General features: G+C 52.0%; 13 protein-coding genes. All 13 read left to right on the top strand.

Going from position 1 to position 18,243, the window contains the following annotated elements; genetic code table 11:
- Positions 1-114: 114 nt before the first annotated feature.
- The 13 genes from KJS63_RS01180 to KJS63_RS01120 all read left to right on the top strand — a co-directional run bounded on the left by KJS63_RS01180 (position 115) and on the right by KJS63_RS01120 (position 18,127).
- Entirely contained in the window at positions 115-1,632 is a 1,518-nt protein-coding gene (locus KJS63_RS01180) for a carboxypeptidase M32 (protein WP_213617602.1), read from the top strand.
- Positions 1,633-1,847: 215 nt separating this feature from the next.
- Positions 1,848-2,852: an ABC transporter substrate-binding protein gene (locus tag KJS63_RS01175; protein ID WP_244862460.1), complete on the top strand. Its 1,005-nt coding sequence runs from the start codon at positions 1,848-1,850 to the stop codon at positions 2,850-2,852.
- 26 nt (positions 2,853-2,878) lie between these two features.
- Complete coding sequence (locus KJS63_RS01170; protein ID WP_213617600.1) at positions 2,879-3,670, top strand: ABC transporter ATP-binding protein; 792 nt, start codon at positions 2,879-2,881, stop codon at positions 3,668-3,670.
- Entirely contained in the window at positions 3,660-4,514 is an 855-nt protein-coding gene (locus KJS63_RS01165) for an ABC transporter permease (RefSeq protein ID WP_213617599.1), read from the top strand. Before KJS63_RS01170 ends, KJS63_RS01165 begins: the two co-directional genes overlap by 11 nt.
- Positions 4,515-4,657: 143 nt before the next feature.
- Positions 4,658-5,647 carry an aromatic acid exporter family protein gene (locus tag KJS63_RS01160; protein WP_213617598.1) on the top strand — a complete coding sequence of 330 codons (990 nt, stop codon included), beginning with the start codon at positions 4,658-4,660 and terminating at the stop codon, positions 5,645-5,647.
- Between the two features lie 117 nt (positions 5,648-5,764).
- Positions 5,765-6,313: an outer spore coat protein CotE gene (cotE, locus tag KJS63_RS01155; protein WP_082926878.1), complete on the top strand. Its 549-nt coding sequence runs from the start codon at positions 5,765-5,767 to the stop codon at positions 6,311-6,313.
- 375 nt (positions 6,314-6,688) lie between these two features.
- A complete protein-coding gene (locus KJS63_RS01150) occupies positions 6,689-8,149 on the top strand; it encodes a putative amidoligase domain-containing protein (RefSeq protein WP_213617597.1) in 1,461 nt (486 codons plus the stop codon).
- A 59-nt stretch (positions 8,150-8,208) separates the two neighbouring features.
- Complete coding sequence (gene mutS / locus KJS63_RS01145) at positions 8,209-11,133, top strand: DNA mismatch repair protein MutS (protein WP_213617596.1); 2,925 nt, start codon at positions 8,209-8,211, stop codon at positions 11,131-11,133.
- 26 nt (positions 11,134-11,159) lie between these two features.
- Complete coding sequence (gene mutL / locus KJS63_RS01140; RefSeq protein WP_213617595.1) at positions 11,160-13,274, top strand: DNA mismatch repair endonuclease MutL; 2,115 nt, start codon at positions 11,160-11,162, stop codon at positions 13,272-13,274.
- Positions 13,275-13,288: 14 nt separating this feature from the next.
- Complete coding sequence (locus KJS63_RS01135; RefSeq protein WP_213617594.1) at positions 13,289-14,071, top strand: class I SAM-dependent methyltransferase; 783 nt, start codon at positions 13,289-13,291, stop codon at positions 14,069-14,071.
- Entirely contained in the window at positions 14,058-15,032 is a 975-nt protein-coding gene (gene miaA / locus KJS63_RS01130) for a tRNA (adenosine(37)-N6)-dimethylallyltransferase MiaA (RefSeq protein ID WP_213617593.1), read from the top strand. Before KJS63_RS01135 ends, miaA begins: the two co-directional genes overlap by 14 nt.
- A 24-nt stretch (positions 15,033-15,056) precedes the next feature.
- Entirely contained in the window at positions 15,057-15,296 is a 240-nt protein-coding gene (gene hfq / locus KJS63_RS01125; protein ID WP_068617390.1) for an RNA chaperone Hfq, read from the top strand.
- Between the two features lie 140 nt (positions 15,297-15,436).
- Positions 15,437-18,127 (top strand): transglycosylase domain-containing protein, encoded by a 2,691-nt coding sequence (locus KJS63_RS01120; protein ID WP_213617592.1) that lies wholly within the window; start codon positions 15,437-15,439, stop codon positions 18,125-18,127.
- Positions 18,128-18,243: the final 116 nt, after the last annotated feature.

The following is an 18,243-nucleotide window of genomic DNA, read 5'->3' as shown; positions in this document are numbered from 1 at the left end:
AATGAATGCCTAGCATGAGGTCCTAGATAAAACCTCTGTTAAAAGTTGATTATATAGATTGTAATAAGTATCATCAAGAGGAGCACCAAAATTCAAGACTGGGGTGAACCGAAGATGGAGCAGGAAATTCAGCAGAAACTGGAATCATTTCGGGAATTGAACAAGAAAATTAGAAGCTATTATGAAGCCGTGTCCCTCATGGCCTGGGATTTGCGTACAGGAGCACCTAGAAAAGGGGCGGAGACTAGAGCCGAGACGATCGGAGTTCTGTCCACCGAGTCCTTCAAGCTTCAGACCTCCCGGGAAATGGGAGAGCTACTGGGTGTATTGAACCGGCCGGAAGTGCTGAAGCAGCTTGATGATGTAAACCGGCGTATTGTGGAAGATGTGCAGGAGGAGTACGACCGCAGTGTGAAGATTCCTGCTGATAAATATCAGGAGTATGTGACACTTACCTCACACGCAGAGACGCTTTGGGAGGATTTCAAAGAGAACTGTGATTTTGCGGGATTTGAACCATACCTAACCCAGATTGTTGCCAAAACGCAGGAATTTATCGACTACTGGGGTCCACGCGCAACACGTTATGATACCCTGCTTCATATGTATGAGCCAGAACTGACAACGACCAAGCTGGATGAAGTGTTCGGGCAGCTGCGGGATCGACTGGTGCCTTTGGTGGAAGCGGTTCAATCTGCACCGGATAAGCCGAAGTCTGAATTTCTGAACCAATTGTTTGATAAAGACCAGCAAGAGAAGTTCAGTAAATTTCTTCTTGAGCAGATTGGTTATGATTTTGATGCGGGCCGAATTGATGAAAGTGTGCATCCTTTTGCAACGGGCCTGAATCCTGGGGATGTGCGAATCACAACCCACTATTTGCAGGATGATGTGGCCAGTGCGGTGTTCAGCTCCCTGCATGAGGGCGGTCATGCCCTCTACGAGCAGAATATCAGCCCTGAGCTGACCGGCACACCGCTTGCGCAAGGCACCTCGATGGGGATTCATGAATCCCAGTCCCGTTTCTGGGAAAATATGATCGGACGCAGCCGCGCTTTCTGGGACCGCTATTATAGTGAACTCCAGTCCCATTTCCCTGAGCAGCTTGCCCAAGTAAAGGTAGAAGATTTCCACCGTGCTATTAACCGGGTTGAGAACTCTCTGATCCGCATTGAAGCGGATGAGCTTACTTACAATCTGCATATCATCATCCGTTATGAGATTGAGAAGATGCTTTTTAACGAGAATCTGGATGTAAAGGAACTGCCAAGAGTTTGGAATGAAAAATATGAGCAGTACCTGGGCATCATTCCACCCAATGATGGAGTGGGCGTTCTTCAGGATGTGCACTGGTCCGGCGGCAGCTTCGGGTATTTCCCTTCATATGCGCTCGGGAATATGTATGCGGCACAGATTGAGAACACGATCCGCAAGGAGATCCCGAACTTTGAGGGGCTGATTGCGGAAGGTAATTTTGCTCCAATTAAGGACTGGCTGACAGATAAGGTTTACAAGTACGGCAAGAGCCGCAAGCCTGCCGAGCTGATCAAGGCGATTACTGGCGAAGATCTGAACCCGGATTACCTTGCGGATTATCTGGAGAAGAAGTACAAGGCGATCTACAATTTATAACTCTATAAAAATGAACTTTAGAAATTAACCGATCTCAGCGGAGAGGACGAGTGATTCTGAAGTGTAGAAAAGCGCACAAGACTGAATTGGCGGTATGCCGGTTCAGTCTTTTTGGTATGCTCTTAACCTTTTGTTAGGCCTCTGCATACATTGGACCATAGCCTTTAGCTGGTTGGACGAAAAGGGGCTCAGCAGTAATGAAAGGGGATGAGGACATGAGAAGCCTCCGCGGTAGATTATGGCTGGTTATGCTGATCATCCTTGGCACCCTGCTAGGCGGGTGTGGGACTGGAGATCAGAAGGCGAAGATCCAGCTCGGGGAAGTTACGCGTTCGGTATTTTATGCGCCGCAGTATGTGGCGTTGGAGAAAGGATTTTTCAAAGAGAATGGTCTTGATGTGGAGCTGAGAACGACTTCCGGCGGAGACAAGACGATGACGGCCCTCTTGTCCGGATCGATTGATGTTGCGTTAGTTGGAGCGGAAACCTCCATTTATGTATATCAGCAGGGGGCAGACGATCCTGTTCTTAGCTTTGCAGGCCTTACCCAAACCGATGGAACTTTCCTTGTCTCCCGTAAGGATGTGGGAAGCTTCAGCTGGGATTCGCTTAAAGGCGAAGTGTTCCTGGGTCAGCGCAAGGGCGGCATGCCGCAGATGGCTGGGGAATTCACCCTGAAGAAGCACGGCATCGACCCGCATAAGGATCTTCAGTTGATCCAAAATGTAGACTTCGCCAATATCACCGCCGCCTTTATTTCGGGGACAGGAAATTATGTGCAATTGTTCGAACCTCAAGCTTCCATCCTTGAGAAGGAAGGCAAGGGGCATGTGGTGGCTTCCTTTGGGACCGAGAGCGGCCAACTCCCTTACACGGTGTACATGAGTAAGAAAAGTTATATGAATAGCCATAAAGACCAGATCCAAAAATTCACAAACGCCCTATCCAAGGCTCAGATTTGGGTCCGCGATCATTCACCTGAGGAAATTGCCAAGACGATTTCCCCGTTTTTTAAGGACACAGATCAAGCTATTCTTGCCAGTTCCATCAAGAGATACAAGGAGCAGGGAACCTATGCAGAGACACCCGTGATTTCTGAGAAGGCTTGGAACAATCTGCTTGATGTTATGGACTCAGCTGGTGAACTGAAGCAGCGTGTTCCTGTAACGAAGCTCGTGGACCCGGTCTTTGCGGACCAGGCTGCGGGAGGCCACAAGTAATATGATCAGAAAGGGGGAGCGTGGGAATGAATGCTGTGATTGAGCTAAAAGATGTAGAGCATGTCTATGTGACAGACAGGGAAGCCGTTCTTGCATTGGAAGGAATGAACATATCCGTGCAGCCTGGGGAGTTCATTAGTCTGGTTGGACCCAGCGGATGCGGCAAAACCACGCTTCTCTCCATCATGGCAGGCCTGCTCGTCCCCACACGGGGGGAAGTGCTTCTTCATGGCCGGCGTGTGAGCGGCCCAGACCCGGATGTGGGGTATATGCTGCAGCAGGATTACTTGTTCCCTTGGCGCACGATACTGGATAACGCGTTAATTGGACTTGAGCTGCGCGGCATGTTGACGCAGGAGAGGAAAGCATCGGTGATCCAGCTTCTTGAAGGCATGGGCCTTGGGGGTACCGGCAGCCTGTATCCTTCACAGCTGTCGGGCGGTATGCGGCAGCGTGTGGCCTTGGTCCGGACCTTGGCCACCGAGCCGGATCTGCTCCTGCTGGATGAGCCGTTCTCGGCCCTGGATTATCAGACCAAGCTGCAGCTTGAGGACCTGATCGCAGAAACACTGCACGCCCGAAACAAAACTGCGGTGCTGGTGACGCACGATTTGGCCGAGGCGATTGCAGTTAGTGACCGCGTCATCGTGCTGGCTGCAGGCCCTGGACGAATCCGGCGGACCTTTGAGGTGCCGGAAAATATCAGGTTGACCCAGCCGTTCTACGCCCGGGAGCAGGAGGGGTTCAACGACCTGTTCCATCAGATCTGGAAGGAGCTTGAGGCATCGGAGGAAAGGGGGGAGCGGAATGGACCGTAATTTAGCGGCCGGCCATGAGTTTTCCGGGGATGCCCGGCATTCTAAGAAGACATGGCTGAAATCGATTCATCAGGATTTCAAGAGGCGCAAGCGCAAGGCGGGGCGGATCGTGCTGGCCGTGCAGCTTGCCATCCTTCTCAGCCTGATTATTCTCTGGGAGCTCGCGGGAAGGCTGAAATGGGTGGATGTCCTCATCTTCAGTTATCCGTCCAAAATGTTCGCCCAGATCTGGCAGGACATCTTGAGCGGAGAACTATGGCCTCACCTGGGAATGACGGTACTTGAGACGGCGGCCGGATTTATTTTGGGCACCTTGGTCGGAACGCTGCTTGCCGTTGTAATCTGGTGGTCTCCTTTTCTATCCAGAGTGCTTGATCCTTATATGGTTGTCTTTAACAGCATGCCTAAGGTCGCGCTTGGGCCGATCTTTATCGTCCTGTTCGGGGGAGGTTTCACCGCGATTGTGATGACCACCTTGTCGATTACGGTAATCATAACGACCCTGGTTGTAATTAGCAGCTTTAATGAGGTAGACCCCAACCTGGTGAAGGTAGTGCGGACGTTTGGGGGCGGAAGGAAGGATATTTTCCGTAAAGTGATTCTTCCTGCCTCTTTCCCGGCGATTGTGTCGACCTTGAAAGTCAATGTGGGTATGGCCTGGGTAGGGGTTATTGTAGGGGAATTTCTGGTTGCCAAGATTGGGCTTGGTTACTTAATCATCTATGGGTTCCAAGTATTCAACTTCACACTGGTACTATCCAGCCTGGTGATTATTGCCATCGCGGCTACCGCCATGTACCAACTCGTTGTATATATCGAACGCAAACTGATCAGGGAGCGGTAACGCCCCTGTTTTTTGTTTGCCAGTCCTGTACTTTTCATTTGGCCTAACAAGGTGCGGAGTATCGCTTCATTGTGGACAAGCCGCAAATCCATTAGGATATAGATTATACCAAGTTATCAAACTACTGCTTACGGGGGTGTCCTATGGGCTTTCGTGTAATTAAGACGACCATCGCAACCGTGCTTGCGATTCTTATTGCCCATCTGCTTCATATTGCCAATCCGCTCTCAGCGGGACTGCTCGCCATTCTGGGCGTAGACGTAACCCGCAAGCGTAGCATCAGGACGGTGAGCTCCCGTTTTCTGGCTTCAATTGTTGGGCTTGCGATGTCTTCGGTCTTATTCTATCTGTTCGGCTTTCATATTTGGGTTCTGGCCGTGTTTATTCTCGTAGGATTTCCGCTTATCGCCAGGGCAAATTTGAAGGAGGGAATTGTCACCTGTTCGGTTGTTGTATTCCGGGTATTCGGAGGAGAGGATATCAGCATGACAGCTCTCGGCACACAGGTCGTGCTGCTGACCATTGGCCTTGGCTGTGCCATGGTTGTCAACCTTATTTATATGCCTAATGAAGAGGATAAGCTTACAAGCATCCGGCGCAAGGTGGACGGATTGTTCGCCTGCATCTTCACTCATATTGCAAGTCAGCTGCGCAGCCCAGATTACGTCTGGAGCGGTCAGGAGCTGATTGAAGCCAGCCGTGAAGTCGAACTAGGCTTGTCCACCGCCAAGCGGGCGCTTGATAACCAGGTGATCTCCCCGAATGAAGCTTGGACGATCTATTTCTATATGCGCAAGCAGCAGCTGGATCGCATAGAAAGCATGCTGCAGCTTATTTCCCAGATCTATCAGAGAATGCCCCAGGGTGAGAGTACTGCGGTTCTATTTGATCAGCTGTCTTTAGATGTGAAACAGGAGATTTACGCAGGAACTACAGAGCAAATGCTTAAGGAGCTTGAAATGGAGTTCAAAGCTATGGAACTTCCAGCAAGCCGGGAAGAATTCGAGATTCGTTCGGCGATTCTGCAGCTGTGCCGTGAGCTTGCCCTCTATCTGGATATCTCCAAGAAAAGCAAGTATCCAACAGGGAGATCAGAGCGGTCTAGGGCATCACGTTCTCCCGGAAGAGCTTGACCGAACACGGGTTGTTTAAATATTCTTTATTTCCCCGTCTCCAATTAATCAACATTCGCCCATGTCATGCATACACTTGATAGTGAATGATTGATTTGTATGGAGGAGGTTCAAACCATGTCATCGAAATATCAAAGTAGAGAGATCATTACGAAAGCGATCTGCGGAAAAGGTCGTAAGTTCTCTACCGTAACACATACCGTGACTCCGCCACACAATCCGACAAGTATTCTGGGGGCCTGGATCATCAACCACCAATACGAAGCGGTTGCTGCTGGTGACGGAATTGAAGTTATTGGTACTTACGATGTGAACATCTGGTATTCTTACGACAGGAATTCCCAGACAGCCGTAGCCAAGGAGAAAGTGTCTTATGTGGAAAATGTGCCGCTTTCTTATCTTGACTCCAGACACCGTTCTTCGTCGGTGGAGGTTTCCGCGGATGCAACGCAGGAACCCAGCACCGTCGAAGCGAGCGTATCCGGTGACGGCAGCGTACTCATTCGTGTAGAGCGTGAATTCGCTGTTGAACTGGTTGCTGAGACTAAGATCAATGTCCTGGTCGTTCCGGGCGGCAGCGACTTCGAAGACAAAGACTTTGACTTCAGCGGGGATGGCGGGGATTACGACGATTTGGACCCGGATCTTCTGGATGACGATCTGTAACAGAATACTCTATTGTATGCAGCTGCCTGAGCAGCGACGAGGGCGGGAGCCCTCTTTTTTTTGCAAAATTTTTGAACGGGATGTTGTATAAAATGGATTTTAGAATTTACCGATCTCAGCGGAGAGAACGAGTGATTCTGAAGAGGCGGAGCGTCCGCCATTGTCTCCGGAATGCACCACAGGGTATCTATATAAGTACATTTCATACGTCTTCCATACGTGTATATCAATAGTTCATCTTAAATAGTTCAAGGATTTCGGAACAACCGTGGTCGTAAGAACACTCGGCATCGCAGCGCCCCAAAAGTGTAACCTTCATAAGTTCATTTTATATGGTTGGAATGTTGCTAAGGCAAATAAGGGGGAGACGAGGAAATGGAACTAAGACTGAACCTGGGCAGTGACCCATCCTCGGAACGGCTTCGGGGCATCCTCACCCAAATGGGGTACGGCAGGCTTGCTCTTGCGGATGAACCTGGAATGCGCGTGGGAAGGCGGTGGAACATAGCTTCGTCTGAAGCTTATGAATCAAGCCCGGTGGAGGGACTGTCCAGGGGGAGTATGCCTGAAGAGAGGGGGATTTGGCTCAACAGTATGGCATCTGATCTTCTAGCGTGGTCTGTACAGGAGCAAGAGCAGAGACTGCACTGCTCGGGACTGAAGGCTAAGCTTGGGAAGGGCTGGGATTCCGGGGATTCCGCGGCCTCCGGCCAGATCTATGAACGCAGGTTCATCGTGCGGGTGTTCCACCTCAAGGCGGTGGAATTTGTTTCTTACGGCTGGGCGGAAAGGGCGCTGAGCCAGGCAAGAGAAGATCAGGCAGGTGATGGTGTACATGGCCGTTCACAGCTCTATCGTAAACTGGAAAAGACTGCGGTAAGAGCCCTCTACGCACTTAATCTGGATTTCGGTGAGGTTGGAATTACCGCTGGTGCAAACGGAATGGTTATCCACTCCGTTCAAGCTATGCCTGATCTTGAGGGGGAAAATGCGGCCCGCAGATTCGCAGAGGTGGTGGTGGAGGAATATGAGCGGCTTGCCGCTCTCCATAGCCAGACGCTGCTGCTTGGCATGGACCCCGAATTCCTTCTGTATCACCCTGCCGAAGGAAAGATCATTCCCGCATCGCGTTACTTGGATCGGGCTGGAATAGCCGGCTGTGATGCGATCCGCAGGGGGGACAGGACCTTGTACCCGATCGCAGAATTGCGTCCGCAGCCGTCATCTGATCCCAAGCAGATGCTGCGCAGCCTGATGGGGGCGCTTCAATATGCATCCAGAAGAATTGAAGCACCGGATCTGAAGTGGCTGGCAGGGGGGATGCCTGTGCATGGAATTCCGCTTGGCGGACATCTTCATTTCAGCGGTGTGCCCCTAACGGCCGCGCTGCTCAGGACGCTTGACAATTATTTGGCCCTGCCCGTGACGCTGCTGGAGGACCCGAGGGCGGCTGCGCGGCGGCCGAAATACGGATATCTGGGGGACTTCCGTCTTCAGAGCCATGGCGGCTTTGAATACCGGACGCTTCCCAGCTTCCTCGTATCCCCTGCTCTGGCCAAGGGAGTAGTGGCCCTAGCAGAACTCATCATGAGGCACCCGGAGTCTCTGCTCCTTCGTCCGCTCAGCAGAACAGAGGTGCACCAGGCCTATTACCGCGGGGACAAGAATGTGCTTAGGACCGCGTTCGCCCCATTAAATGAGGAGCTGCGGCGGATTAGCGATTCCTGGGAGAACGGAAGGCACATATTGGCGCTGCTTGATATGGTGGATTCGGGACGGATGTGGGATGAGCGCCGGGATATCCGCAAAGCTTGGAAAATAGCAGATTCCTCGTAAGCCCGTGTTCTTTTCTGTTATAATAGAAGTCTGTAGAAAGAATGGGCTGGAGGTACATCATGGCTAAATATACGCCGATGATTGAACAATATTTGAAGGTAAAGGAAGGCGCACAGGACGCTTTTCTGTTTTTCCGCTTGGGTGATTTCTATGAGATGTTTTTTGAGGACGCGGTGCAAGCGGCGCGTGAACTGGAAATTACGCTAACGGCACGCGACGGGGGGGCCGAAGGCAAAATCCCGATGTGCGGGGTGCCTTATCATTCTGCGGAAAATTACATACACAGATTGATCGAGAAGGGTTACAAAGTGGCGATTTGTGAGCAGGTGGAAGACCCTGCTGAGGCCAAGGGCATTGTCCGCCGGGAAATCGTACGTGTAATCACGCCAGGTACAGTCATGGAAGGTAAGACGGTTGGCGACAAAGCGAACAATTATATGCTTTGCGTAACCGAGCTGGGAGGGGTTATGGCTGTCTCGGCCTGCGATCTCTCAACCGGTGAATTATATGTTACTTCATCTCCTTCCAGCCAAGAATGGCTCCGGGATGAAATCGGAATCTATAATCCTTCCGAAATCATCGGAGACCGTCATCTGCTGGAATGGATTGAATCCACTGCGAATCCGGTCGGAAGACCTGTTGTTTATACGGCCTGGGATAAAGGCAAGGAAGATCTCGGCCGCAAGCAGTTCGGTGAAGCGGCTTGGATCCGGCTTGAGGATCAGCGGAGACATAACATCGCCCTGCTGGTATCCTATCTGTCCGAGACTCAGAAGCGTTCCTTGGGCCAGCTGATCCGGATCACGGCATATGAGCCTAATCATTATATGATTCTGGACCCGTTCACACGGCGCAATCTGGAGCTTGTGGAGACTGTGAGGGAAAGGTCTAAGAAGGGCTCGCTGCTCTGGCTGCTGGACCGTACCGAGACCTCCATGGGCGCGAGGCTGCTGCGCAGATGGATTGATAAACCTCTGCTTCAGCGGTCCCAGATCGAAGACCGACTCGAAGCGGTAGAGCAGCTTCATGCCGGTTATATCCTGCGTGAAGACCTGCGTGAGAAGCTTGGAGAAATTTATGACTTGGAGCGCCTGGTCGGAAGAATCGCGTTCTCGAGTGCGAACGGACGGGATTTGATCGCCCTTAAGAAATCGCTTAGGCAGATCCCTTCGATTAAGGAGCTGTGCGAGAATTCGCCATCCTCAACACTGAGGAGGATAGCGGGCGAACTGGACCGCTGTGAGGATCTGGCAGAGGCCATTGAAGCGGCGATCGCGGATGAGCCGCCTGTCTCTGTCCGGGATGGCGGCATTATCAAGCCGGGGTATCACGAGCACTTGGATGCGCTCCGCGAAGCGGGTGCGAACGGCAAACGCTGGATCGCGGAGCTTGAAAGCGCGGAGCGCCAGGCCACCGGCATCAAGTCGCTGAAGATCGGTTACAACAAAGTATTCGGTTACTATATCGAGGTAACGAAATCCAACCTGGCTTCCCTGCCTGAAGGCCGGTATGAGCGCAAGCAAACGCTGGCGAACGCCGAGCGGTACGTGACTCCAGAGCTTAAAGAGAAGGAAGCTCTGATTCTCGAAGCGGAGGAGAAGATGGTTGATCTCGAATTCGCGCTGTTCAGCGAGCTTCGTGAACGCCTCAACCGGGAGATTCCGCGGCTTCAGCGCCTTGCGGAGAAGATCGCGGAAATTGACGTGTACCGTTCTTTTGCGGCTGTGAGCAGCGAGGGCAACTTCGTGAAGCCGGTTCTGACGGACGGTTATAATCTTGTAATTGAGCAAGGACGCCATCCGGTGGTGGAGAGGGTGACGGAAGGCAGCGGATTTATTGCAAACGGCACGCAGCTCCGCAAGGACGAGGCGGGAATCCTGCTGATCACCGGACCGAATATGGCGGGCAAGAGTACTTATATGCGCCAGGTTGCCCTGATCGTCATCATGGCGCAGATCGGCTGTTTTGTACCCGCGGCAGCCGCCGAGATCCCTCTGATCGACCGGATATTTACCCGGATCGGGGCGGCGGACGACCTGATCGGGGGCCAGAGCACCTTCATGGTGGAGATGGCCGATATTCAGCTGATGACCGAGAAGGCAACTTCACGCAGTCTGATTATTATTGATGAGCTGGGCCGGGGGACTTCCACTACGGAAGGCATGTCCATCGCCCAGGCCGTTATTGAGTATGTCCATGACCACATTGGCTGTAAGGCACTGGTTTCCACACATTTTCATGAGCTTGCTCATCTGGAGGCGAGCCTTGATTCGCTTCGTAATTACAGCATGGCGGTGCAGGAGAGCGGGGAGAAGGTTCACTTCCTTCGCAAACTGATTCCAGGAGCGGCTAGTACCAGTTATGGCATCTACTGCGCAAGATTGGCCGGTCTGCCGGACAGCATTATTGATAGGGCTTATGGATTGCTGCAAGGCCTGGAAGAAGCGGCTCCCCTTGTAACGGCTGGACGGGCTTCCGGGGGAACGCCGGTATCTGCCGAGTATAGGCAGGAGAACGGCGGGAAGACAGAGGGGGCACTGGAAACTGCAGCCGAATCAAGGGATGAGGATCAGGCCAAGCAGCCCGTTCTTGCTGTGTCAGGCACAGCGGCACGGACAGGGTCCGCTGGTGGCGCCGATGAGCTGAAGGAAGCTGAAGCAGCCGGGACATCAGGAGCTATCCTGCAGGAAAGACGCACAGATCTGACGGTTTCAGAAGCGTCAGAGGGGTCTGATGTCAGAGCAGAGATTTTGCGGGAGGCTCCGGATGGCGCTTTAATTCCGGGCGGGTCACAGCCCGAAGAGGCTGTGCAGCTGTCCATGTTCGGTGAGGAGCCTGCCTTGGCTAAGCCTGAGGCAGCCAAAGAAGATCCGCGGACCAAACAGATCATCAAGCTGGTTAAAAACGCGGATTTAATGAATATGACGCCGATTCAGGCGATGCAGCTGCTGAATGATTTGAAGATGAAAGTGAAGGACATGTAGCTCCTTGAAGAAAGCGGGGGAAACGTATGGGACAAATTCAAATTTTGGACGAGCATATTGCGAACCAGATCGCTGCGGGAGAAGTTGTAGAGAGACCTTCCTCTGTGGTGAAGGAGCTGGTCGAGAATGCGATTGACGCCGGGGCCAAGCGGATAGACGTCACGGTGGAGGAGGGAGGCCTTTCCCTAATCCGGATTATAGATAACGGGAGCGGAATCGAGCCGGAGGATTGCGAGACAGCCTTTTACCGACATGCAACCAGCAAGCTCTCCCTCGGCCGGGATTTGTTTCAGATTCGCACACTTGGCTTTCGCGGGGAGGCGCTGCCGAGTATTGCCGCTGTCTCCAAGGTGGAGCTGGTATCCTCGACCAGCGAGCTTTCGCTTGGCAAGCGGATTGTCATTGAAGGCGGATCGCTCAAGATGAATGAAGATACCCCGGCTCCGCAGGGCACGGATATAAGTGTCAGGGAATTATTTTACAATACTCCGGCAAGGCTGAAATATATGAAGACGATTCAGACCGAGCTGGGGCACATCTCGGACGTGATGTACAGGCAGGCGCTAGCGCACGCGGAGATTGCTTTTACGCTCAGGCACAACGGGAATGTGCTGCTTCAAAGTCCTGGCAATGGAGACCTGCTCCAGGTGATAGCTTCAATCTACGGGACCCAAGCTGCGAAAGCGATGCTCCCGATTCAGGCCGAGAATCCGGATTATAAAGTAGAAGGGTTCATTGGGCGTCCGGATTTAACCCGTTCGAACCGGGGTGGAATTTCGACGATGATTAATGGAAGATATATCCGCAATCCGGGGCTGCAAGCGGCCATGATGAGAGCGTACCACACGCTTCTTCCGATCAACCGTTACCCGCTTGCTGTCCTCCAACTGACTATGCACCCGTCGCTGGTTGATGTCAATGTGCATCCGTCCAAGCTGGAGGTTCGCTTCAGCAAGGAGCAGGAGCTGTATGTCTTCCTGGAGGAAAGCATACGGGCAGTCTTGTCCCAGGAGGTGTTGATTCCTCATGTGGTGAAGACAACAGTAAACCGTGGGGAGACGAAATCGGTCATTCAGGAGCAGTTCAACTTCCAATCCACGGCTAACCCGGGAGCTGTACCCGATTTCGGCCATGAAGCTGAGAAACGTCCAGGGCATACGGGCTACCCGGAAAGACCAGGAGGTTCGCCTCGCGATGCTCATGAGGGAGCGGCAAGTCCGCAAAATGACCGGGTGAGAGAAACGGCTGCAACTCCGTCGTATTCCCTCCCTGAACGAAATGGAGGTTCTGATGACGGGATTCCGGCCCCTGGTCCTAACGGAGGCACTTCAACCCAGCAGATTTCATATGCTCAAACGCCAGGGAACACAGGTCAGCGCAAAAACGGGGATGAAGCTGGACCGGTGGGTAACTCCTCTGCTGGGACCGTTGGAGGAAGCAGCAGCCGATCCTCTGCAGGCAGCCGATACGATTACGAGCGTCCCGTCCCCGCTCCTCCTGCCGCTTCCGTGTCTCCGGACAAGCTGTACGGCGCGCCGGGCAGCAAGCCGGCAATGCCGGCTTTTCCCAAGCTATCCCTGATCGGTCAGCACCACGGCACTTACCTGATTGCACAGAATGAGGAGGGCCTGTATCTGATTGATCAGCACGCTGCCCATGAACGGGTGAATTACGAATACTATTATGAGAAGTTCGGCAATCCCGCTGATGCTTCCCAGGAACTGCTTATCCCTATTACTCTGGAATTTACCTCAGCAGATAGCGAGAAGCTTAAAACCCGTTTGCAGTGGTTTGAGAACGCCGGGGTTATCCTGGAGCACTTTGGGGGCGGGACGTTCAGGGTGATCTCCCATCCGTACTGGTTCCCGCAAGGGGAAGAGGCTTCGATTATTGAAGAGATGGCAGAGTGGGTGCTAAGCGAGCGGGCGATTGACCTGGCCAAGCTGAGAGAGCGATCCTCGATTCTCTGCTCGTGCAAGGCCTCTATTAAAGCGAACCAGAGACTAACGGATCAGGAGGCAACCACCCTGCTGGAACGTCTGGCTGCCTGCAAGCAGCCCTACACCTGTCCGCACGGACGTCCGATTGTGGTCTCCTTCTCTACTTATGATTTGGAGAAAATGTTTAAACGTGTAATGTGAACGGAGGAAGCGGATTGATTATTACTACGGGGGATAACGAAGCTCCGGATTCAGTTAGCCGGGCACTTGCGCTGGCATCTGAGCTAGGTGTGCCTTATGTGCGGCGCAGCCGTACCTCGTTAAACAAGCTCTTATCGCGTCATCAGACGGAGATGGTGCTTGTTATTTTGGAGAGTGGAATCCGGATTGCGGGTACTTATGGCGATCCGATGGAATTTCACCCCAGTATGTCATTTGTTAGGGCCAAAAGACTGCTCAAAGGAGAGCAGGATTATATGCTGGAGATTTCCGGAATCCAGCCGGGTGACCAGATCCTGGACTGCACCGCTGGATTAGGCTCGGATTCGATCATTTTCTCCTTGGCCGCAGGGAAGGAAGGAAAAGTGACGGCGCTTGAAAGCTCTCTTCCATTGTATGGATTGCTGAAGGAAGGTTTAACTACCTACCAATCAGGGTTAAAAGAGTTTGACGAAGCACTTCGCCGTATTGAAGTCAGACATGCTGATCACCTGGATGCGTTAAAAGGCATGCCGGACAACAGTATGGATGTGGTCTATTTTGACCCCATGTTCCGGGAGCCGGTTATGGAATCCTCATCGCTTTCTCCGCTTCGGACGTTAGCCAACGGAAAGCCGCTGGAAGAGGCCGCTATTCAGGAAGCCTGCCGGGTGGCCCGGAGAGCGGTCGTAATGAAGGAGAAGAGAGACAGCGGGGAGTTCAGCAGGCTCGGATTCACGGTTCGTGAACGAGCCCATACCAAAATTGCATACGGAGTGATCGCGCTTGACAACAGCTAAGAAACCGAAACTGCTGGTTCTGGTTGGCCCCACCGCGGTCGGTAAGACCAGAATGAGCATTGAGCTTGCACACCTGTTTAACTGTGAAATTATCTCCGGCGATTCGATGCAGGTCTACCGGGGCATGGATATTGGCACAGCTAAAATCACGGAAGCGGAGATGGACGGAGTCCCGCATCATTTAATCGATGTTCTAGACCCGCATGAACCGTTCTCTGTGGCTCTGTTTCAGGACTACTGCAGCCAGCTGATCCCGGAGATCACCTCCAGGGGGCATCTGCCTTTTATCGTAGGGGGTACAGGACTGTATGTGGAGTCGGTCTGTTATGAGTTTAAATTTACCGATGCGCCTGCGGACGAAGACTTCCGGAATGAACAATTTAAGTTCGCGGAGGAACATGGTGCTGAGGCTCTTCATGACAGGCTGAAGGCTGTCGATCCCGAATCGGCGGCGAGGCTGCATCCCAATGATCAGCGGCGGATTGTGCGGGCGCTGGAGATTTTTCATCTGACGGGCCAGACTTTATCCTCCCAACTCGCGTCCCAGAAGAAGCAGTCTCCTTATGATTTATGCATCATCGGTTTGACAATGGACCGTCAATTGCTATATAACCGAATAGAAGCGCGAATTGATGAGATGATGAATCAGGGGCTGCTTGCGGAAGTGGAATCACTGCTGAAGAAGGGATATTCTCGTGGACTTGTAGCCATGCAGGGGCTTGGTTATAAAGAAATGATGGAGCATCTGGAAGATGGCGTTCCGCTTGAAGAGGCGGTCATCAAGCTGAAGAGGGATACGCGCAGATATGCCAAGAGGCAGCTGAGCTGGTTCCGCCATATGCGCGACATTCATTGGGTGGATATGACCCATCCGGAAAATTACCCGGAGAATTTGGCAAAGGTACGTGCTATAATAGCAGGAAAGTTCCTTACCGATCTCGAATATACTTCAGAACACTAATCGAAACTCATTGGGGGTACCGATATGAACAAGTCCATTAACATCCAAGACACGTTCTTAAACCAATTACGTAAAGAGAACATCCCTGTCACTGTATTTTTGACAAATGGGTTCCAAATTAGGGGAACGATTAAAGCATTTGACAATTTTACGATTGTGATTGACAGCGATGGACGCCAGCAAATGGTGTACAAGCATGCTATTTCGACCTTCCAGCCGCAGCGCAATGTATCTTTGATGCAGGAGACCTCGTCTGAAGGGTAAGATTGGAATGAAACTTTTTTGAACACGTTACGTTAAATGGTATATGATGTTGAGATAGAGCAACCTGAGTAAGGTTGTTCTTTTCTTTCCGTCCACTATAGAGAGAAAGAGAATGTCATGAAGGGAGTCTAGATAGAACCATGTCTACGAATGACAACAGACCCCAAAGGCTGTCCCGGACGAACACTCCTGATAAGACGGAGAAGACAGGCAAGGGAAATAAACCTAAGGGGAAAGGCAAGAAAAAGGTAACAACAAAGCGTGTGCTTTGGACCATGTTTTTTACGATGGCTTTTGCAATTATATGTGCTGTTGGGGGTTATATCTTCTTGTCTCTGAACGGTGAAAAGATACTTAAAGAGAATGAAGATAAACTTACCATTTACGAAACATCCAAGGTGTATGACCGTTCCGGTAACCTGATGGGGGAATTGTCCATCAATAAGAGTGAGCCGGTGAGCATTGACCAGATTCCGAAGCTGCTTCAAGAAGCATTTGTCGCTACTGAGGATAAAAGATTCTATGAGCACTCCGGCGTGGATCTCTGGTCGATTGGCCGCGCAGCAGTGAAGGATATTGTCGCCCGTTCCAAGGTGGAGGGCGGTAGTACGATTACCCAGCAGCTGGCAAAGAATATGTTCTTGTCCAGAGACAAGACCTTCTTCCGAAAGGCCACGGAAGTTTCGATTGCTATGGCGCTTGAACGTAATCTGACGAAGGACGCAATTCTTGAGAAGTACCTCAACCGGATCTACTTCGGTCAAGGCTCTTATGGAATTAAAGCGGCATCCCAGCGGTATTTCGGGAAGAGTGATCTGAAAACGCTGGATCTGTGGGAAATTGCCACACTGGCGGCTCTGCCTAAAGGACCTTCGGCCTACAATCCGATATCCAATCCGGAGCTGTCGAAGACCCGCAGAGGCGTTGTGTTGGATCTCATGTTTGAGCAGGGGTACATCTCTGCGGCTGACCGCGACAAAGCCAAGGCGGTCAATTACGACTATACGCCACCGAAGAAGAGTCAGAACTTTCTGGCCTTTAAGGATTTTGTGATGAAGGAAGCGGAGGCGAAGACCGGTCTGACCGAGGACCAGCTTAACCGTGGCGGTTACAAGATCTATACGACAATGGATAAACAGGCGCAGCTGGCCGTTGAGAAGGCCTTTGCCGATGACGATAATTTTGAGAAAAGCAAGGACGACAAGCAGGTGCAGGCTGCGGCGGTTATTATGAACCATCAGAACGGAAGTCTGATCGCCCTGCTGGGCGGGCGTGATTACCAGCGCAAAGGCTTCAGCCGCGTGGAAGCCCGCAGACAGCCGGGTTCAGCCTTCAAGCCGATCGTAAGCTTCGCCCCTGCGCTGGATACAAAGAAGTTCACAACGGACTCGTATCTTAGCAATGAGAAGCAGTGCTTTGGCAACTATTGTCCTAGCAACCTGCACGGATATTCCAAGACGATTAGCATGCGGCAGGCGCTTGAAGAATCAGCCAATATTCCGGCTGTGTGGCTGCTGAACCAAGTAGGCGTCAAGACAGGTGTGGAATATGCGAAGAAGATGGGCATTACGATGGATGACAGAGATACGAACCTTGCTGTAGCCCTTGGGGGTCTCACGAAGGGCACAAATACGCTCGAAATGGCCGAAGCCTTTAGTGTATTCGCGAATGGCGGCTATCACTACCCGGCTTATTCCATCAAGAGTATTCAAGGTCCGGACGGTAAGGACGTTTACACGTATAATGCGCCGAAGGGTGAAGAAGTCATCAGCCCGGACACCGCTTATTACATGACAGATATGCTTGAACAGGTTGTAACCAGCGGTACAGGGAAACGGGCCAGCCTTGGTGCGCGTCCTGTAGCGGGTAAGACAGGGACTACCCAACACGGGATTAAAGGCCTGAAGAGCAGCCGCAACCGGGATGCCTGGTTCGTCGGTTACACCCCGGAATGGACTGCATCTATTTGGATGGGCTATGATAACCCGGACAAAGATCATCTGCTTAAAGGCAGCAGCGGCCAGTCTGCCGCCTTGTTCGCGGCAATTATGAAGGATGCGCTTAAGGACGTACCTATCAAGGACTTCCCTGTTCCTAAAGATTTACAGGAGAAGAAGAAGGAAGAGGTTAAGAAGCCTACCACCGTCAGCGGGGTTGCGGGGGCTTATAATCAGGACACCGGTACCGTACTGCTCAGCTGGAAGGGTGTCGACATTCCTAATGTGAAATACCGTGTGTACCGTAAAGAAGCTTCTGAAGCGGACTTCACTCAGCTTCTTGAGACTAATTCGGCATCTGCCGAGGATGTTACGGTAATTCCAAATACCAGCTATGAGTATTATGTTACCTTTGTTGATCCGGCTACGGGGCTTGAAAGCGAGAGATCAGGTTCGGCTACAGTCTCGACGCAGCAAGCAGAGCCTCCGGTTACAACAGATCCTGACCAAAATAATAACGGCAATACGGATGGAACTGGAAATGGTCAGGATAATAACCAGGGTAACAACGGCCAGAACAATGGTAACGGACATGGGAACGGCAATGGGAACAATGGAAATAACAATGGTAATGGCAACAACGGGAATGGAAACGGAAATGGTTCAGGTGGAGGCACAGATACCGACAATGGCGGGTCTGGAGACGGCACGGACCAAGGAACTAATAATGGTGCAGGCAGCGGTGGCGGCGGTGTTACTGATCCGGGGACAGGAATTACGGTTCCCGGGTCAACACAGGGTAACGGTACCGGCGGCACAAAGGATACGCAAGGCACCAATAACGGAACCGGGAATACAGGAGGGGGAAACACAGGCTCCAACTCCGGAGGGTAATACGCTTAGGTTCGCGGCAAGGACCCGATCTTCTTTAGAAGATCGGGTTTTTTGTGCTGTAATGAAGATGAGATCTGCAACTTTAACGGTGCATATATTTGGTGCGGTAAAGAGAA

It is taken from the genome of Paenibacillus sp. J22TS3 (genome assembly GCF_018403205.1).
Lineage (GTDB): Bacteria > Bacillota > Bacilli > Paenibacillales > Paenibacillaceae > Fontibacillus > Fontibacillus tuaregi.
This window is presented reverse-complemented; position numbering and strand designations above follow the sequence as displayed.

Excerpts from the sequence above, each read along its gene's own strand:
- KJS63_RS01180 (WP_213617602.1), top strand. The coding sequence starts at position 115 with ATGGAGCAGGAAATTCAGCAGAAACTGGAATCATTTCGGGAATTGAAC.
- KJS63_RS01175 (WP_244862460.1), top strand. The coding sequence starts at position 1,848 with ATGAGAAGCCTCCGCGGTAGATTATGGCTGGTTATGCTGATCATCCTT.
- KJS63_RS01170 (WP_213617600.1), top strand. The coding sequence starts at position 2,879 with ATGAATGCTGTGATTGAGCTAAAAGATGTAGAGCATGTCTATGTGACA.
- KJS63_RS01165 (WP_213617599.1), top strand. The coding sequence starts at position 3,660 with ATGGACCGTAATTTAGCGGCCGGCCATGAGTTTTCCGGGGATGCCCGG.
- KJS63_RS01160 (WP_213617598.1), top strand. The coding sequence starts at position 4,658 with ATGGGCTTTCGTGTAATTAAGACGACCATCGCAACCGTGCTTGCGATT.
- cotE (WP_082926878.1), top strand. The coding sequence starts at position 5,765 with ATGTCATCGAAATATCAAAGTAGAGAGATCATTACGAAAGCGATCTGC.
- KJS63_RS01150 (WP_213617597.1), top strand. The coding sequence starts at position 6,689 with ATGGAACTAAGACTGAACCTGGGCAGTGACCCATCCTCGGAACGGCTT.
- mutS (WP_213617596.1), top strand. The coding sequence starts at position 8,209 with ATGGCTAAATATACGCCGATGATTGAACAATATTTGAAGGTAAAGGAA.
- mutL (WP_213617595.1), top strand. The coding sequence starts at position 11,160 with ATGGGACAAATTCAAATTTTGGACGAGCATATTGCGAACCAGATCGCT.
- hfq (WP_068617390.1), top strand. The coding sequence starts at position 15,057 with ATGAACAAGTCCATTAACATCCAAGACACGTTCTTAAACCAATTACGT.
- KJS63_RS01120 (WP_213617592.1), top strand. The coding sequence starts at position 15,437 with ATGTCTACGAATGACAACAGACCCCAAAGGCTGTCCCGGACGAACACT.